This is a genomic window from Actinoallomurus liliacearum, from assembly GCF_039542035.1.
Lineage (GTDB): Bacteria > Actinomycetota > Actinomycetes > Streptosporangiales > Streptosporangiaceae > Actinoallomurus > Actinoallomurus liliacearum.
Genome location: NZ_BAABHJ010000005.1, coordinates 548,200 through 563,392, shown reverse-complemented (window position 1 = coordinate 563,392; position 15,193 = coordinate 548,200). Strand labels below are relative to the sequence as shown.

The window sequence follows — 15,193 nt, the reverse complement described above, 5'->3', positions numbered from 1 at the left end:
GCCATGGCGACGGAAAGTCTCGGCGGTGATGGGTCACACCGCTTCGGCGGCGGCTCTCGCTGCGTGGGGGAGGGCTTCCGCGATGCGTTCCAATGCCGTGTCGTCGTGGGCGGCGGACAGGAACCACGCCTCGTACGCCGACGGGGGCAGGTAGACGCCGTGGTCCAGGGCCGTGTGGAAGAACGCGGCGTAGCGGCGGGTGTTCTGGCGCTGGGCCTGCTCGAAGTCCAGCACCGGATCCTCGGCGAAGAAGATCGAGAAGAGGTTGCCCGCGGTCTGCAGCCGGTGCGGCACGCCCTCCTTGGTCAGTGCCTCCGTCGCGGCCTGGGCGACCGCGGTGGCGGCGTGGTCGATGCGCGCGTAGACCTCGTCGGTGGCGGCGCGGAGCGTGGCCAGGCCGGCGGCGGTGGCCAGAGGGTTACCGGACAGGGTGCCCGCCTGGTACACCGGGCCCGCGGGAGCCAGCCGGTCCATGACGTCGGCGCGGCCGCCGAAGGCCGCGGCCGGCAGGCCGCCGCCCATCACCTTGCCGAAGGTGTACAGGTCGCCGGCGACGCCCTCCAGGCCGTACCAGCCGGACCGGGAGACGCGGAAGCCGGTCAGGACCTCGTCGACGATGAGCAGGGCGCCGTGCCGCTCGCAGACGCGCTTCAGGGCGGCGTTGAAGTCCTGGGTCGGCGGGACGATGCCCATGTTGGCCGGGCACGCCTCGGTGATGACGCAGGCGATCTCGTGGCCGTACTCACCGAACGTCTCCTCGACGGCGGCGATGTCGTTGTAGCGGAGCACGATCGTGTCGGCGGTGGCCGCGCCGGTGACGCCCGGCGAGTCCGGCAGGCCGAACGTCGCGACGCCGGACCCGGCGGCGGCCAGCAGCGCGTCGGAGTGACCGTGGTAGCAGCCGGCGAACTTGACGATCTTCGGACGCTCGGTGAAGCCGCGGGCCAGCCGGATCGCCGACATCGTCGCCTCGGTGCCGGAGCTGACCAGGCGGACCTCGTCGATCGGCGTGCGGGCGACCATCTCCTCGGCGAGCAGGACCTCGCCCTCGGTCGGGGCGCCGTACGAGGTGCCCTGCTCCACGGCGTGGTGCACGGCCTCCACGACCTGCGGGTGGGCGTGCCCGAGGATCATCGGGCCCCACGAGCAGATCAGGTCGACGTACTCGTTGCCGTCGGCGTCGACGAGGTACGCGCCCCGGGCCGAGGCGATGAACCGCGGGGTGCCGCCCACGGCCCCGAAGGCGCGCACCGGGGAGTTCACGCCGCCCGGGATGACCGCACCGGCCCGGTCGAACAGTGCTTCGGAACGATTCGTGGAAGTCACCCCACGAGTCTCCCAGACGTCATTCGGCGTCGTCGGCCAGGATCTCCAGTAGCCGCAGCGGGTCGGGCAGCGGCGCACCGTGCGGCGCCCTGACCCAGGTCACCGCGCGGTCGAACGGCAGCACCGACGGCGGCGCGACGACGTAGCTGTCGCGGCAGTGCCAGCGCATCCCGGGGTTGTCGGCGATCGTCTCCGGGACGGTGTCGAGGTGGCAGGACCACCACTCGTCCTCGTCGACGGGCGCGCCACGGGTGGCGACGAAGAACAGGTAGCGCTCGTCACCGTGGGCGGCCACCGGGCCGACCGGTACGCCCTCGCGCTCCATCCGGTCCAGGGCCGCGCGGCCCGCCGCGGCCGGCACGTCGAAGACGTCGAAGACCCGCCCGGTCGGCAGGACGACGTTGGCCTCCGGGTCGCCCGCCCACCAGCGTCCCAGGGTGTCGACGTCGACCGTGGCCTGCCGCTGCCACACCTGGGACCGGGGATGCGCCGCGGGCGACGGACAGCCGATCCGGTCGCAGGAACACGCCCGCGTGCCGTCGGTCGCCGGATGTTCGCCCGGATAACAGGGCCAGCCCAGGGCGGCGTACTCCTGTACGGCGGCCGCCATGCGCTCGCGCCTGGCCGACTCGCCCGTCTTGCGGCGGCCGGCCGACCGGTTCGTTCGCTTCGCTGTTACGTCCAGCATCCTGCTCCCCCTCCGCTCCTCTTTCGATGATGACGCGCCGCGGTTTCGCGAGTTGTGGGAACCCCCGAATAGCGGCGAAGCCGTGACCTGCTATGCGGCGGGTCACCGGAGCGACGCCGCCGCAGCGAGCGGAGTGAGCGGCCGAGGAACGAGGTCGCTCGCGAAGCGAGTGAGGCGGCGCGAGCGACCCATCAGCACGGCTTCGAGAGCGGGTTCACCTCAGGCGCGCAGGGAGCGGGCGACCTCGGTGGCCCAGTAGGTCAGGATGATGTCGGCGCCCGCACGGCGGGCGGAGATCAGCGTCTCCATGATGATCCGGTCGCGGTCGATCCAGCCCTGCGCGGCGGCCGCCTCGACCATGGCGTACTCGCCGCTGACCTGGTAGGCGGCGACCGGGACGTGCACCGTGTCGCGTACCCGGCGGACGATGTCGAGGTAGGTCAGCGCGGGCTTGACCAGGACGAAGTCGGCGCCCTCGTCCAGGTCCAGCAGCACCTCCCGCATCGACTCCTCGGCGTTCGGCGGGTCCTGCTGGTAGGCGGACCGGTCGCCGAACTGCGGCGCGCACTCGGCGGCCTCGCGGAACGGGCCGTAGAACGCCGAGGCGTACTTCACGGCGTACGCCATGATCGCGACGTTGCCGTAGCCGGCCTCGTCCAGGGCGGTGCGGATCGCGGCGACCTGGCCGTCCATCATGCCGCTCGGGGCGACGACGTCCACGCCCGCCGCGGCCTGGGCGACGGCGATGGAGGCGTAGCGCTCCAGGGTCGCGTCGTTGTCGACCTCCCCGGAGCCCGTGAGGATGCCGCAGTGCCCGTGGTCGGTGTACTCGTCCAGGCACAGGTCCGCCATGAGCACCGTGGCGTCGCCGAGGTCGGCGGACAGGTCGCGTAGCCCCTTCTGCACGATGCCGGCCGGGTCGTCGGCGGCCGAGCCGCGGCCGTCCTTGACCGCGGGGATGCCGAACAGGATCAGCCCGCCGACGCCGGCCTCCACCGCGTCGTGCGCCGCCTTGCGCAGGGACTCCCGGGTGTGCTGCACGACGCCCGGCATCGACGCGATCGGCTGCGGCTCGGTGATGCCCTCCTTGACGAAGAGCGGCAGCACCAGGTCGCTCGGGTGCAGGTGGGTCTCGGCGACCAGCCGCCGCAGCGCGGGGGTGCGGCGGAGCCGCCGGGGACGTACGACGGGGAACTGCGCGGTCACAACGACCTTCTTTCAGCTCATCACTTGCGCCGGCGGGCGCCGCGGCGCATCTCACTCGGCTTGCGGAGGGGGTCACCGGCCTCGACCTGGGCGGCCCGCCGCTTGGAACCGTACTCCGCGAGCGCCTCGGCGAGGGCGCTGACGGACGGGCTGTCCGCCAGCACGTCGACGCGCAGACCGTACTCCTCCGCCGTGCGCGCGGTCTGCGGGCCGATACAGGCGATGACCGTGACGTTGTGCGGCTTGCCGGCGATGCCGATCAGGTTCCGGACCGTCGAGGACGAGGTGAACAGCACGGCGTCGAACCCGCCGCCCTTGATCGCCTCGCGGATCGGCGCCGGCGGCGGCGCCGCCCGTACGGTCCGGTAGGCGGTCACGTCGTCGCACTCCCAGCCCAGCTCGGTGAGCCCGGCGACGAGCGTCTCGGTGGCGATGTCGGCGCGCGGCAGCAGCACCCGGTTGATCGGGTCGAGGTCCTTGTCGTACGGCGGCCAGACCTCCACGAGCCCCTCGGAGGACTGCTGCCCCTTCGGCATGAGGTCCGGCTTGACGCCGAACTCCACGAGCGCGGCGGCGGTCTGCTCGCCGACGGCCGCGACCTTGAGGCCGGCGAACGCGCGGGCGTCCAGGCCGTACTGCTCGAACCGCTCGCGTACGGCGCGCACGGCGTTGGTCGAGGTGAAGACCACCCACTCGTAGCGGCCGGTGACGAGACCCTTGACGGCACGTTCCATCTGCTGCGGCGTGCGCGGGGGCTCCACCGAGATCGTGGGCACCTCGTCGGGCACGGCGCCGTACGAGCGGAGCTGGTCCGACAGCGACGCGGCCTGCTCCTTGGTGCGCGGCACCAGCACCCGCCAGCCGAACAGCGGCTTGGACTCGAACCATGACATCTTGTCGCGCCAGCGGACGACGTCGCCGACGACCAGCAGCGCCGGGGACTCCAGGTGCTTGGTGTCGGAGGCGACCTTCGCCAGCGTCGAGTCGACGGTGTACTGCTCGGTGGTCGTGCCCATCGAGGTGACCGCCACCGGGGTCGTGTCGGACCGGCCGGCGGCCATCAGGCCCTTGGCGACCTCGCCGATGGTGTTCTCGACGCCGAGGATCACCAGGGTGGCGGCGTTCGCATGGGCGCTCCAGTCGACCCCGCCCTCCTGGGCGTCGACGATCACGACCTCGCGGTGCTTGCCGTCCGTCAGTGGGATGCCGGCGTACCCGGGGACGCCGGTGACGGACGAGACGCCGGGAACGATCTCGAATGGCACCTTGCCCTTGGCACAGGTCTTCACGTCCTCGGTCAGGGCGCAGCCCAGCCCGGGGTCACCGCCGAACACCCGCGCGACGACCTTGCCCGACCGGGCCAGGCTCACGAGGCTGACGCCCGCCGGGCCGACCACGTCGGCGGCGGGGTTGAAGTGTGCGCGGTACGGCGGCGCCAGGGTCTCGTGGACCACGATGACGTCGGCCTTACCGAGGATCCTGGCCGCCCGGAGCGTCACCAGCTCCGGGTCGCCCGGGCCGACACCGACGAACGCGACCATGCCCTGCCGCTCGCCGGGGGTCGTCCCGGCCATCGCGGGGGCCTCGCCCTCGTCGTACGCGGCCTTTTTGCTCGCGGGGCTCAAGATGTGCTCTCCCCCATCAACTGGTCGGCCCCCTCCGCGAGCATCCTGACCGCGAGATCGCGTCCTAGGCGCTCTGAATCGTCCGGGGAGCCGCTTTCCGACAACCGAATCTGCCGTTCACCGTCATACCCGACAACGACTCCGGTCAGATGCACAATTTGCTCTTCCCATGCAGCGTATGCGCCCACGGGAGCCGAGCAGCCCGCCTCCAGCGTGGCCAGCAGTGTCCGCTCCGCCGTCACGGCCGCCCTGGTCGGGGCGTGGTCGAGGGTCGCGAGGAGCTCGATGAGATCGTCGCGATCGGCCCGGCACTCCACCGCCAGCGCGCCCTGGCCCGGCGCGGGCAGCATCTGGTCCGGCTCGAAGATCTCCGAGACGGCCTCCAGGCGGCCGATGCGGTTCAGCCCGGCATACGCCAGCACGACGGCGTCCACCTCGCCGTCGGTGACCTTCCGCAGGCGCGTGTCGGCGTTGCCGCGGATCGGCACGACGTCGAGGTCGTGCCGTATCGCCCGCAGTTGCGCGACGCGGCGCGGCGAGCCGGTGCCGACCCGGGCCCCGGGCCGCAGGTCGGCCAGTTTGGCCGGGCCGCAGAGGGCGTCGCGGGGGTCGTCACGCGCCGGGACCGCGGCGAGCACGATGCCCTCGGCGGGTCCGGTGGGCAGGTCCTTGAGGGAGTGCACGGCGAAGTCGATCTCGCCGGACAGGAGCCGCTCGCGCAGCCTGTTGACGAACACGCCGGTGCCGCCCATCTGGGCCAGGTGCGCCTTGGAGACGTCGCCCTCGGTGGTCACGCCGACGAGCTCCACCGCCCGGCCGGTACGGGCGGTCAGCGCGTCGGCCACCAGGCCGGACTGCGTCATGGCCATCAGGCTGCGGCGGGTACCCAGTTTGAGTGTCACAGGACGTCCTCCGCCCGGATGACCGCCTCCGGGGCCTTGGGGTCGAGGTCGAAGAGTTCACGCAGCGCGTCGGCGTACGTGTCGCCGCCTGGTGAGGCCGCCAGTTCCTTTACGCGCACGGTCGGGGCGTGCAGCAGCTTGTCGACCACGCGGCGTACGGTCTGGGCGATCTCCGCCTGTACCTTGTCGTCGAGCTCGGGCAGCCGGCCGCCGAGCCGGCCGAGCTCGGCCTCGACGACCTCGGCGGCCTTGCTGCGCAGCGCGACCACTGTAGGGGCGACCGTCGCCGCGACGAGGCTCAACTGGAAGGCCTTGACCTCCTCGCACACGATCCGCCGGACGGCGTCGGTGTCGGCCTCGGCCGGCGCGTCCTCGCCGGCGCTGAGGTCGTCCAGGCCCACGAGCGTGACGCCGGGCAGGTCGCGGACGGCCCGGTCGACGTCGTGCGGCAGGGCGAGGTCGAGGAGGAAGACCGGGCCCTGGACCATGTCCGGAGTGATCACGAGGCCGGCGGCCCCGGTGCACGAGACGACGATGTCCGCCTCGGCGATCGCCTGCCGCAGGTCCTCGAGGCGGATCGCCCGTGCCGGGGCGTCGGTCGCCTCGGCCAGGCGCACGCCCCGCTCGTACGTGCGGTTGGCGATGACGATCTCGCCGATGCCCTCGCGGGCGAGGGTGGCGGCGGCGAGCGAGCTCATCGAACCGGCGCCCACCACCAGGGCGCGCCGGCCCGTGAGGGAGCCGGCCCGGCGCAGGCCGACGGTGACGAGCGAGGCGCCCGCCCGGTCGATGCCGGTCTCGTTCCGTGCCCGCTTGCCGACGCGCAGCGCCTGCTGGATCGCCTCGTTCAGCGCCCGATCGACGGTGCCGTACTTCTGGGCGAGCTTGAGGGCGGTGCGGAGCTGGCCGGCGATCTGACCCTCGCCGACGACCATGGAGTCCAGGCCGCAGGCCACCGAGAAGACGTGCTGGACCGCGCGTTCCTCGTAGTGGACGTACAGGTGCCGGGAGAGTTCGTCCAGCGACACGTCCGAGTGCTGCGAGAGCAACTCGGAGATGGCGGAGACACCGGCGTGGAACTTGTCGACGTCGGCGTACACCTCGATGCGGTTGCACGTGGAGACCACGACGGCCCCGCTGACGTTCGGCGAGCCGTGGACGTCGTGCAGGAGTTTGACCAGCCGCTCCCCGGTCACCGCGGTGCGTTCCAGCAACGCGACCGGGGCGCTGCGGTGGCTCAGCCCGACCACGAGAATGCTCACTGGTGCTCCCGTCCCTCACCCGACGGCCCCGGGCAGCGGAGCGGCCGTGTCGTCACGTCCCCTCGGCTCATGAGCCGTCCACCGCTTCGAGATACTCCTGTTCCACCCCGGCGGGGCCGCCGGCCTTGCGCTGTTCGTGGAACGCGAGGATCTGAAGCTCGATCGACAAGTCGACCTTACGCACATCGACCCCTTCTGGCACAGCCAGGACAACGGGGGCGAAGTTCAGAATGCTCGTAACGCCGCTCGACACGACGCGGTCGCAGACCGGCTGGGCGGCCGACGCGGGCACGGCCAGGACCGCGATGGAGATCGCGCAGTCCGCGATGATCTGCTCGAGTTTGTCGATGTGCTCGACGGTCAGGCCGTTGATGCGCTCGCCGACGATCACGGGGTCGGCGTCGAGCAGCGCGGCCATCCGGAACCCGCGGGAGGCGAACCCGCCGTAGCCCGCGAGGGCACGGCCGAGGTTTCCGAGGCCGACGATGGCGACCGACCAGTCCTGGGTGAGGCCGAGCTCGCGGGAGATCTGGTAGACGAGGTACTGCACCTCGTAGCCGACGCCCCGGGTGCCGTACGACCCGAGGTGGGACAGGTCCTTGCGGAGCTTGGCCGAGTTGACGCCCGCCGCGGCGGCCAGTTCTTCAGACGAGACGGTGACGATGTCGCGCTCGGCGAGCGTGTGCAAGGCGCGGAGGTAGACCGGCAGCCTGGCGACGGTCGCCTCTGGGATGCCCCGGTTTCGCGCACCGAGGGTGGATCGACGGGTCACAAGCCTGCTCTTCGAGACTCGACGCGCGGCCGGTCCTGAGTCGCCCGTCGGCCCGGTCGCCTGGACTTTCCTCAGATTAAGCCTTTGTGAACGCATGCACAAAGTCGGGAGACCACTTCTGTAGGTTCGCCCGACCGCCTCGAGGGATCGTCTCGTGGCCCTCGACCCGCAGCTCAGCAAGGCCTCCGGCCGGTTCGGCCGCCCCTCCCGAGGCGTCCCGGAACGCCGCGCGATGTGACGGAGAAGACATTGACAGCCTGGTCAGGCGCCGAGTGCGGCGCGCAGGCGTGGCTCGTCGACCCGCCAGAAGTCATGCTGGACGCCGTCGACGAAGGTCACCGGGATCTGCTCCCAGTAGAGCCGCGTGTCCTCCTCGGAGGCGGTGATGTCCCGCTCCTCCCAGCCGACGCCGAGCTCGTCGCACACCCGCGAGACGATCTCGCGGGCGTCGTCGCACAGGTGACAGCCCGGCTTGCCGAGCAGCAGGACGCGAGGCGTGTCAGCCATGGGGCCAGCGTACGCCGGGGTTCGACGGGTTCGACGGGGGCTGCGGCGGCCCGGAGTGTCCGTTCGGCCGCGGCGGGGCCGGACGCGGACCGGTCATGTCGTGGGGCGGACGGCCCGGGTCCTGCACGGGCCGCTGGACCGGGCGCGGGCCGGTCATGTCATGGGGGCGCTGGGCCGCGCGGGGCTGCCGGGAAGGGTCGTACGGGGCGCGCTGCGGGTCCTGTGGACGCTGACCTTCGTACGGGGCGCGCTGCGGCTCCTGCGGGCGCTGGGCGTCGTACGGGGGACGCTGCGGGTCCGGGTGCGGCCGCTGGGCGTCGTACGCACCGCGCTGCGGCTCCTGCGGGCGTGGCGGGCGCTGGGGGTCGGGCGGCGGTGCGACCTTCGCGGCCGTGGTGGTCAGCTCGATGACGTTCGTGCTCGCGACGTGGTTGCGCACCTCGCCCGCGAAGCGCTGCGCGTGCGGCTGGCGGGTGTGGTTCTCCACCGCCGCGGCGTCGCGGAAGAGCTGGTAGAAGATCCGCTGCAACGGCGCGTTGTCGACGGCGTGGCAGGCGTAGACGAGCGTGCCCGGCTCGCGCTCGATCACCGCGCGGGTGACCTCGGCGGCCAGCCGGTCGAACGCGTCCTGGTGGCCGTCGTGGAGCGTGTACATCGTGATCCGGCCGTACTGCCCGAGCGGGAACGGGAGCCCCCCGGACACGGCGGCCGGCGGCGCGGGTGACGGCTGCGCGGGGTACTGCCCGCCGCCCGGACGGCCCTGGGAGCTCTGCGGCGGCGGACCGGACGGCCGGCCAAGGGGAGGCTGCCCTGCGTAGTTGGACATCTCGTCGTACGGCTCCGCTTCTTCGTCTTCGTCTTCGGCGTCGTGGGCCGGCTTCGGCAGCACCCGGGAGACGCCGTACCAGGTCAGGGCGACGGCGCCGCCGAGCGCCAGCGGCGCCAGCGGACCCGGCAGGAAGCCGCGGGTCGCGGTGACCAGGAGGACGCCCGCGAACGCGACCATCGCGACGGTGAGCATGATCTCGGTCGCCCGCCGGTCGCGCTTGTTGCCGCGCGTCGCGGTGACCGCCACGCAGGAGACGAGCGACACGACCGCGAAGACGTGCCCCCCGTTCACGACCAGGTTGGGCAGCGAGGAGTAGTGGCCCGCGATCTTCGGCAGGCTCTTGCCGAACGTACCGATGATCGGGTCGAGCAGGATGATGACCACGGCCACCACGGCGTACGAGCCGGCGATCAGCCGGGCCGCGAACCTCGCCTGGACCGTGCGCGCGACCATCTCGACGACCCCGAGCGCGAGGCTGAACGGCGCCAGCAGGGCGCCGAACAGCGTGACGCACCGCAGGAGGGCCGGCGAGAAGCCCGCCGCGTAGCCCATGGTCATCGCGGCGAGCGCGATGCCCAGCGCGACGAGGGTGCCCGTCCAGGCGAACAGGTGGATCCGCCGCTCGGGCAGGGCGCGCATGCCGAGGAGCCCCGCGCACCCGAGGGCGGCGAGGGTCGCCAGAAGCGCTACCGCGACGTTCACCATCGCCCCAATGGTGCCCGATCTCCGGAGCGGACAGGTAACGGATCCCCCGGTCCGTTCCGGAAATCGCTATGTACCAGCCGCGCGGATATAAGACGGGATTCATCATCCGTCACCATTGCACCAGTTACTCACTGGTATCTAGCATGTTTCGACACACCCGGTGGCCGATCAGCACCGAGGAGTCCGCATGCGCAGCCTCGCCCTCGACCCCCCGCCCGTGTCGCCCCGGGGGCCGGTCGACCTCGACCCGGCCGGCGACCAGGATGAGCTGCGCGACCTGGTGCTTCGCGCCCGCGCCGGCGAGTCCGAGGCGTTCGCCGCGCTGTACGACCGCTACGTCGACCTCGTCTACCGCTACGTCTACTACCGGGTCGGCGCCCACCCGCTCGCCGAGGACCTGACCAGCGAGACCTTCCTGCGGGCGCTGCGCCGGATGAGCGTGTTCACCTGGCAGGGCAAGGACTTCGGCGCCTGGCTCGTCACAATCGCCCGCAACCTCATCCTGGACCACTTCAAGTCCAGCCGGTACCGCATGGAGATCTGCACGGCCGAGCCCGACGAAGGGGACCGCTGGGAGGAGGGGCCCGAGCGCGCCGTCCTGGACGCCTGGACCCACCGGGCGCTGTTCGCCGCCGTACGGGGTCTGGGCTCGGAGCAGCGGGAGTGCGTCGTCCTGCGGTTCCTGCACGGCCTGTCGGTCGCGGAGACCGCCACGGTCATGGGCAAGAACAGCGGCGCGGTCAAGGCGCTCCAGCACCGCGCCGTACGCTCCCTCGCGCGGGTCGTTCCGCGCGACGTCCGTTGACGCCGCTGCGGAGAAGACACTGACGGTCCCTCTCGGTTACCACTGATCAAAACTGGTTACGCTCGTCTCATGCGGTTGTGGCCTTGGAACGATGGTGCCGATGACGCGGAGCTGGCCGGTGAGGCCGCGGCGGCCGCCGCCGCGGTGGACACGCCCGCTCCGGTCCCCGATCCCAGCGCGGCGGCGTTCTTCGACGTCGACAACACGTTGATCCGCGGCGCGTCCATCTACCACTTCGCGCGCGGGCTCGCCGCCCGCAAGCTGTTCACCGTCCGCGACCTGGCGCTGTTCGCGCTGGGCCAGGCGGCCTTCCGGATGCGCGGCGCGGAGAACGCCGAGCACATCAGCACCGCGCGCGAGGCGGCCCTGGCGTTCGTCGCCGGGCGCAGCGTCAGCGAGCTCGTCAGTCTCTGCGAGGAGATCTACGACGACAAGATGGCCGACCGGATCTGGCACGGCACCCGCGCGCTCGCGCTCAAGCACCTGGACGCCGGCCAGCAGGTGTGGCTCGTCACCGCCACGCCGGTCGAGCTGGCCCGGATCATCTCGCACCGGCTCGGTCTGACCGGCGCCCTCGGCACCGTCGCCGAGACCGAGAACGGCGTCTACACCGGACGCCTCGTCGGCCACCTCCTGCACGGCCCGGCCAAGGCCGGCGCCGTCCGGGCGCTCGCCAAGCGCGAGGGCCTGGACCTGTCGCGCTGCGCGGCGTACAGCGACTCCTTCAACGACCTGCCGATGCTGACCGCGGTCGGCCACCCGAACGCCGTCAACCCCGACGCCGACCTGCGCGAACACGCCCGCGAACACGGCTGGCCGGTGCACGACTTCCGCACCGGCCGCAAGGTCACCATGGTCGCGCTGCCGGCCGCCGCCGGAGCGGGCGCCCTCGCCGGCGGCGTCGCCGCCGGCGTCGCCCTCCGCCGCCACTACCGCGACCACTGAGCCGTACACCGGCCCGCGCCGGGCCGGCCGGGCGCATGATCCGGGCGGACCTGAAGCGGGGACGGGTGATCTACCCCTCCGGGTAGAAGAGGAACAGCGTGCAGCCCGTGGTCGTCTGCGGTACGTGCGAGGAACCTGCGGAGGCGTGGATGAAGGAACCAGCCGGGTAGTCCCGCTCTCCGTCGTTGAAGACCCCGGAGACCACGAAGACCTCTTCGGGACCCGGTTCATGGACGTCGACTCCCTGCCAGCAGGTGTTCGCGTCCATCTCCAGCACATAGGCCTTCGCGCCATTGTCCCCGTGCCACAGCGGGCGCGCACGGATGCCCGGGAAGAGTTCTTGGACCGGGGCGTCCTGGACGGCGGACCAGACATGGGCAGGCGTGTTCTGTTCTGTCGTCATGGGACCAGCCTGGCGGCGAACCGCCGCCCCGCCGAGTGTCAGGAAAGACATCACGCGGTACTTTCCCGCCATGCATCGCGTAGTGGCGCTCGTCCGCCCACCGCAATCGACCTTCGAACTCGCCTGCGCGGCTCAGGTGTTCGGGATCGAGCGGCAAGGACTCCCGACGCGCTACACCTTCAGCGTGTGCACGGAACGCCCTGGCCCGGTCGCGACGCACGCCGGGTACGACATGGTCGTGCCCGACGGACTGGGGGCACTCGGCCGGGCCGACACCGTGGTCGTCCCGGGCTGGCTGCCCACCGAGAAGCCACCCTCCCCCGCGGTCATCGAGGCACTGCGCCGCGCGCACTCCCGCGGGGCGCGGGTGGTCAGCATCTGCTCCGGCGCCTTCGCGCTGGCGCACGCCGGTCTGCTCGACGGACGACAGGCGACCACCCACTGGGCGCTGGCGGATGAGCTCGCCGCGCGATTCCCGCGCATCCGGGCCGACCCGGATGTGCTGTACGTGGACCACGGTGACGTGGCCACCAGCGCCGGCGCCGGGGCGGGCTTCGACCTGTGCATGCACCTGGTCCGCAGCGACCAGGGCGCCCGGTACGCGGCGCACATCGCGCGGACCATGGTCATGCCGCCCCACCGCGAAGGCGGGCAGTTGCAGTACTCGGCGCCTCCACACCCCGCGCAGATCGACGGCACGCTCGCGCCGTTGCTGGAGTGGATCAGCGGAAGGCTCAGCGAACCGGTGACCGTCGAGAGCATGGCCGTGTACGCGGGCGTCTCAGCGCGCACCCTCACCCGGCGGTTCGCCGAGCAGCTCGGCACCAGCCCGGGGCAGTGGCTGCTCGCCCGGCGGATCGCCACGGCCCGAGACCTGCTGGAGTCCTCCGACCTCCCGGTGGACGCCATCGCCCGCCGCGTCGGTCTCTCCTCGGCCACCAACCTCCGCAGACGCTTCCTCAACACCCTGGCCACCACACCAGGCGCTTACCGCCGGGCGTTCCGATCCGAGCCGCGATGACGACCTACTCGAAGCCGGCCGGCGTGTCGGCTGCCGTCACGACGGCATGCCGGTCGGATCGCGGGCGGGGCTTTTGCCGAACATCCGCGCCGTCCGTCCCACCACTGTGGAGGACTTCGCCCGGGGGTTCAGGCCCTGACGCGGACGCCCCGGATGGGGGGATCTCGGCTCTCGAGATCCCCCACCCGGGACCGGCCGGAGGCCGGCGCACGGAGGAGCGGGCCGCTCGGTCGTGCCGCTGTCGGTCAGCGGCGGACCATGCGCAGCATGGTCTCGGGGTACCGGGCGCCGGACACCGGCAACTCCAGCTCGGCCAGCTCCGCGTCGGTGAGCCGGACCTCGGTGGCCGCGAGGTTCTCCTCGAGCCGCGTGCGGCGCTTCGTGCCGGGGATCGGCACGACGTCCTGACCCTGGTGCAGCAGCCAGGCCAGGGCGAGCTGCCCCGCCGTCACGCCCTTGCCCGCCGCCATCTCGCGGACCGCCTCGGCGGCCTTGACGTTGGCGTCGTAGTTGGCGCCCTGGAAGCGCGGGTCGGTGCGGCGGTAGTCGTCCTCCGAGTAGTCCTCGGCCCGGCGGACGTCACCGGTGAGGAAGCCGCGGCCGAGCGGGGAGTACGGCACGAGGCCGATGCCCAGCTCGCGGACGACCGGCAGGATCTCGTCGTCGAGACCCCGCTCCCACAGCGAGTACTCCGACTGCAGCGCCGAGACGGGGAACGTCGCGTGCGCGCGGCGGATCGTCTGCGCGCCGGCCTCGGACAGGCCGAAGAAGCGGACCTTGCCCTCCTGGACCAGCTCGCCGACGGCGCCGGCGACGTCCTCGATCGGCACGTCGGGGTCCACCCGGTGCTGGTAGAGCAGGTCGACATGGTCGGTGCCGAGCCGCCGAAGCTGCTGCTCCAGCACCTGCTTGATGTGCTCGGGACGGCTGTTCAGCCCCCGGCGCTCGCCGTTCTCGGCTATGTCGAAGCCGAACTTCGTGGCGACGACCGCCTCGTCGCGGCGGCCGTGCAGCGCCCGCCCGAGGAGCTCCTCGTTGGTCCAGGGGCCGTAGATCTCGGCGGTGTCGAAGAAGTCACAGCCGAGCTCCAGCGCCCGGTGGATGGTGGCGACGGACTCGGTGTCGTCACCCTGACCGTACGCCCAGGTCATGCCCATGCAGCCCAGGCCGAGCGCCGACACTTCGAGTCCCTGCGTGCCCAGTCTTCTCTTCTCCATGGGGACCAGGCTGCCCCTTAGAGCGCGCTCTAAGTCAAATGCCGTCAGAAGAAGATCGAGGCGCGGCGGCGGAGTTGGTCGTACAGCATGTTCTGGATGGTCTCGCGGACCTGGTCGGTCAGGTTGAGCACGGTCATGTGGTCGTCGGCCTGCTCCGGGTCGTACTCGTCCGTCATGATCGGCTCGCCGAACGCGATGATCCACTTGGACGGCAGCGGGACCAGGCCCAGCAGCCCGAACATCGGCCACGTCGGTGTGACCGGGAAGTACGGCAGGCCGAAGAGCCGGGCGATCGGCCGCAGGTCGGCGATCTTCGGGTAGATCTCCTCCGCGCCGACGATCGCGGCCGGGACGATCGGCACCTGGGCGCGCAGCGCGGTGGCGACGAACCCGCCGCGGCCGAACCGCTGCAGCCGGTACCGCTGGCTGTAAGGCTTGCCGACGCCCTTGAACCCCTCGGGGAACACGCCGACCAGCTCGCGCTTGGCCAGCAGCCGGGCCGCGTCGGCCTGGCACGCGAGCGTGTGCCCGCTCTTGCGGGCCAGGTGGGCCAGCATCGGGATCTGGTACACGAGGTCGGCGCCGAGCAGCCGGAGGTTGCGCTTGGCCGGGTGGTGGTCGTGCAGCCCGACCTGGAGCATGACGCCGTCCAGCGGGAGCGTGCCGGAGTGGTTGCCGACGACCAGGGCGGGCCCGGTGTCCGGGACGTTCTCCAGCCCGAACATCTCCGCGCGGAACCACCGCTCGTACAGCTGACGGGCGAGCGGCATCAGCAGCGTGTCGTTCAGCTCCGGGTCGAAGCCGAACTCGTCGACGTGGTAGTCGCCGCCCAGCCGGTGGCGTACGAAGCGCAGCGCCGACGCGATCTTCTGCTCGAGCTCCCCGGGTGGCTGGGTGCGGTGTTCGGGCGTGTCGCCGTGAAGTGGGATCACCTCGGCCTCGTGCCCCATCACCGCTCTCGCTTCCTCGGACATCAGACT

The 15,193-nt window shown here is 71.8% G+C and carries 15 protein-coding genes; 3 read left to right on the top strand and 12 right to left on the bottom strand.

All coding sequences use genetic code 11. The features are described from left to right. Positions 1 to 33: 33 nt before the first annotated feature. The 9 genes from hemL to ABD978_RS10340 form a co-directional block, all read right to left on the bottom strand. Positions 34 to 1,326, bottom strand: coding sequence for a glutamate-1-semialdehyde 2,1-aminomutase (hemL, locus tag ABD978_RS10380; RefSeq protein WP_345352178.1), 1,293 nt, complete (start codon positions 1,324 to 1,326; stop codon positions 34 to 36). 19 nt (positions 1,327 to 1,345) lie between these two features. Then, positions 1,346 to 2,014 (bottom strand): bifunctional DNA primase/polymerase, encoded by a 669-nt coding sequence (locus ABD978_RS10375; protein WP_345352175.1) that lies wholly within the window; start codon positions 2,012 to 2,014, stop codon positions 1,346 to 1,348. Positions 2,015 to 2,233: 219 nt separating this feature from the next. After that, the gene (hemB, locus tag ABD978_RS10370) at positions 2,234 to 3,220 is read right to left on the bottom strand and encodes a porphobilinogen synthase (protein WP_345352173.1); all 987 of its coding nucleotides are present in this window, start codon (positions 3,218 to 3,220) and stop codon (positions 2,234 to 2,236) included. Between the two features lie 20 nt (positions 3,221 to 3,240). Then, positions 3,241 to 4,794, bottom strand: a complete 1,554-nt coding sequence (locus ABD978_RS10365; protein ID WP_345353674.1) for a bifunctional uroporphyrinogen-III C-methyltransferase/uroporphyrinogen-III synthase — start codon at positions 4,792 to 4,794, stop codon at positions 3,241 to 3,243. 47 nt (positions 4,795 to 4,841) lie between these two features. Next, entirely contained in the window at positions 4,842 to 5,714 is an 873-nt protein-coding gene (gene hemC, locus ABD978_RS10360) for a hydroxymethylbilane synthase (protein ID WP_425550705.1), read from the bottom strand. Positions 5,715 to 5,743: 29 nt separating this feature from the next. Continuing rightward, complete coding sequence (locus tag ABD978_RS10355; RefSeq protein ID WP_345352167.1) at positions 5,744 to 7,009, bottom strand: glutamyl-tRNA reductase; 1,266 nt, start codon at positions 7,007 to 7,009, stop codon at positions 5,744 to 5,746. 67 nt (positions 7,010 to 7,076) lie between these two features. Further along, positions 7,077 to 7,781 carry a redox-sensing transcriptional repressor Rex gene (locus ABD978_RS10350; protein WP_345352164.1) on the bottom strand — a complete coding sequence of 235 codons (705 nt, stop codon included), beginning with the start codon at positions 7,779 to 7,781 and terminating at the stop codon, positions 7,077 to 7,079. A gap of 261 nt (positions 7,782 to 8,042) precedes the next feature. Next, complete coding sequence (locus tag ABD978_RS10345) at positions 8,043 to 8,288, bottom strand: glutaredoxin family protein (RefSeq protein ID WP_345352161.1); 246 nt, start codon at positions 8,286 to 8,288, stop codon at positions 8,043 to 8,045. Beyond that, positions 8,281 to 9,822 (bottom strand): antibiotic biosynthesis monooxygenase, encoded by a 1,542-nt coding sequence (locus tag ABD978_RS10340; RefSeq protein WP_345352158.1) that lies wholly within the window; start codon positions 9,820 to 9,822, stop codon positions 8,281 to 8,283. The genes ABD978_RS10345 and ABD978_RS10340 overlap by 8 nt, the downstream gene beginning before the upstream one ends. Positions 9,823 to 10,009: 187 nt before the next feature. Between ABD978_RS10340 and ABD978_RS10335 the strand changes: the two genes are divergently transcribed. Next, positions 10,010 to 10,627 carry a sigma-70 family RNA polymerase sigma factor gene (locus tag ABD978_RS10335; protein WP_345352155.1) on the top strand — a complete coding sequence of 206 codons (618 nt, stop codon included), beginning with the start codon at positions 10,010 to 10,012 and terminating at the stop codon, positions 10,625 to 10,627. Positions 10,628 to 10,696: 69 nt separating this feature from the next. Beyond that, on the top strand, positions 10,697 to 11,572 hold the full coding sequence (locus ABD978_RS10330) for an HAD family hydrolase (protein ID WP_345352152.1): 876 nt from the start codon (positions 10,697 to 10,699) through the stop codon (positions 11,570 to 11,572). A gap of 70 nt (positions 11,573 to 11,642) precedes the next feature. Here ABD978_RS10330 and ABD978_RS10325 read toward each other — a convergent pair whose 3' ends face one another. Further along, complete coding sequence (locus tag ABD978_RS10325) at positions 11,643 to 11,975, bottom strand: cupin domain-containing protein (protein WP_345352149.1); 333 nt, start codon at positions 11,973 to 11,975, stop codon at positions 11,643 to 11,645. A gap of 70 nt (positions 11,976 to 12,045) precedes the next feature. Here ABD978_RS10325 and ABD978_RS10320 point away from each other — a divergent pair, with 70 nt between their 5' ends. Continuing rightward, the gene (locus ABD978_RS10320) at positions 12,046 to 12,996 is read left to right on the top strand and encodes a GlxA family transcriptional regulator (protein ID WP_345352146.1); all 951 of its coding nucleotides are present in this window, start codon (positions 12,046 to 12,048) and stop codon (positions 12,994 to 12,996) included. 245 nt (positions 12,997 to 13,241) lie between these two features. Here ABD978_RS10320 and ABD978_RS10315 read toward each other — a convergent pair whose 3' ends face one another. Further along, positions 13,242 to 14,213: an aldo/keto reductase gene (locus ABD978_RS10315; protein WP_345352143.1), complete on the bottom strand. Its 972-nt coding sequence runs from the start codon at positions 14,211 to 14,213 to the stop codon at positions 13,242 to 13,244. 44 nt (positions 14,214 to 14,257) lie between these two features. Beyond that, complete coding sequence (locus ABD978_RS10310) at positions 14,258 to 15,187, bottom strand: lysophospholipid acyltransferase family protein (protein WP_345352140.1); 930 nt, start codon at positions 15,185 to 15,187, stop codon at positions 14,258 to 14,260. Positions 15,188 to 15,193: the final 6 nt, after the last annotated feature.

Excerpts from the sequence above, each read along its gene's own strand:
- ABD978_RS10325 (WP_345352149.1), bottom strand. The coding sequence starts at position 11,975 with ATGACGACAGAACAGAACACGCCTGCCCATGTCTGGTCCGCCGTCCAG.
- ABD978_RS10320 (WP_345352146.1), top strand. The coding sequence starts at position 12,046 with ATGCATCGCGTAGTGGCGCTCGTCCGCCCACCGCAATCGACCTTCGAA.
- hemC (WP_425550705.1), bottom strand. The coding sequence starts at position 5,714 with ATGGCCATGACGCAGTCCGGCCTGGTGGCCGACGCGCTGACCGCCCGT.
- ABD978_RS10345 (WP_345352161.1), bottom strand. The coding sequence starts at position 8,288 with ATGGCTGACACGCCTCGCGTCCTGCTGCTCGGCAAGCCGGGCTGTCAC.
- ABD978_RS10335 (WP_345352155.1), top strand. The coding sequence starts at position 10,010 with ATGCGCAGCCTCGCCCTCGACCCCCCGCCCGTGTCGCCCCGGGGGCCG.
- ABD978_RS10375 (WP_345352175.1), bottom strand. The coding sequence starts at position 2,014 with ATGCTGGACGTAACAGCGAAGCGAACGAACCGGTCGGCCGGCCGCCGC.
- ABD978_RS10340 (WP_345352158.1), bottom strand. The coding sequence starts at position 9,822 with ATGGTGAACGTCGCGGTAGCGCTTCTGGCGACCCTCGCCGCCCTCGGG.
- ABD978_RS10315 (WP_345352143.1), bottom strand. The coding sequence starts at position 14,213 with ATGGAGAAGAGAAGACTGGGCACGCAGGGACTCGAAGTGTCGGCGCTC.
- ABD978_RS10330 (WP_345352152.1), top strand. The coding sequence starts at position 10,697 with ATGCGGTTGTGGCCTTGGAACGATGGTGCCGATGACGCGGAGCTGGCC.
- ABD978_RS10310 (WP_345352140.1), bottom strand. The coding sequence starts at position 15,187 with ATGTCCGAGGAAGCGAGAGCGGTGATGGGGCACGAGGCCGAGGTGATC.
- ABD978_RS10365 (WP_345353674.1), bottom strand. The coding sequence starts at position 4,794 with ATGGCCGGGACGACCCCCGGCGAGCGGCAGGGCATGGTCGCGTTCGTC.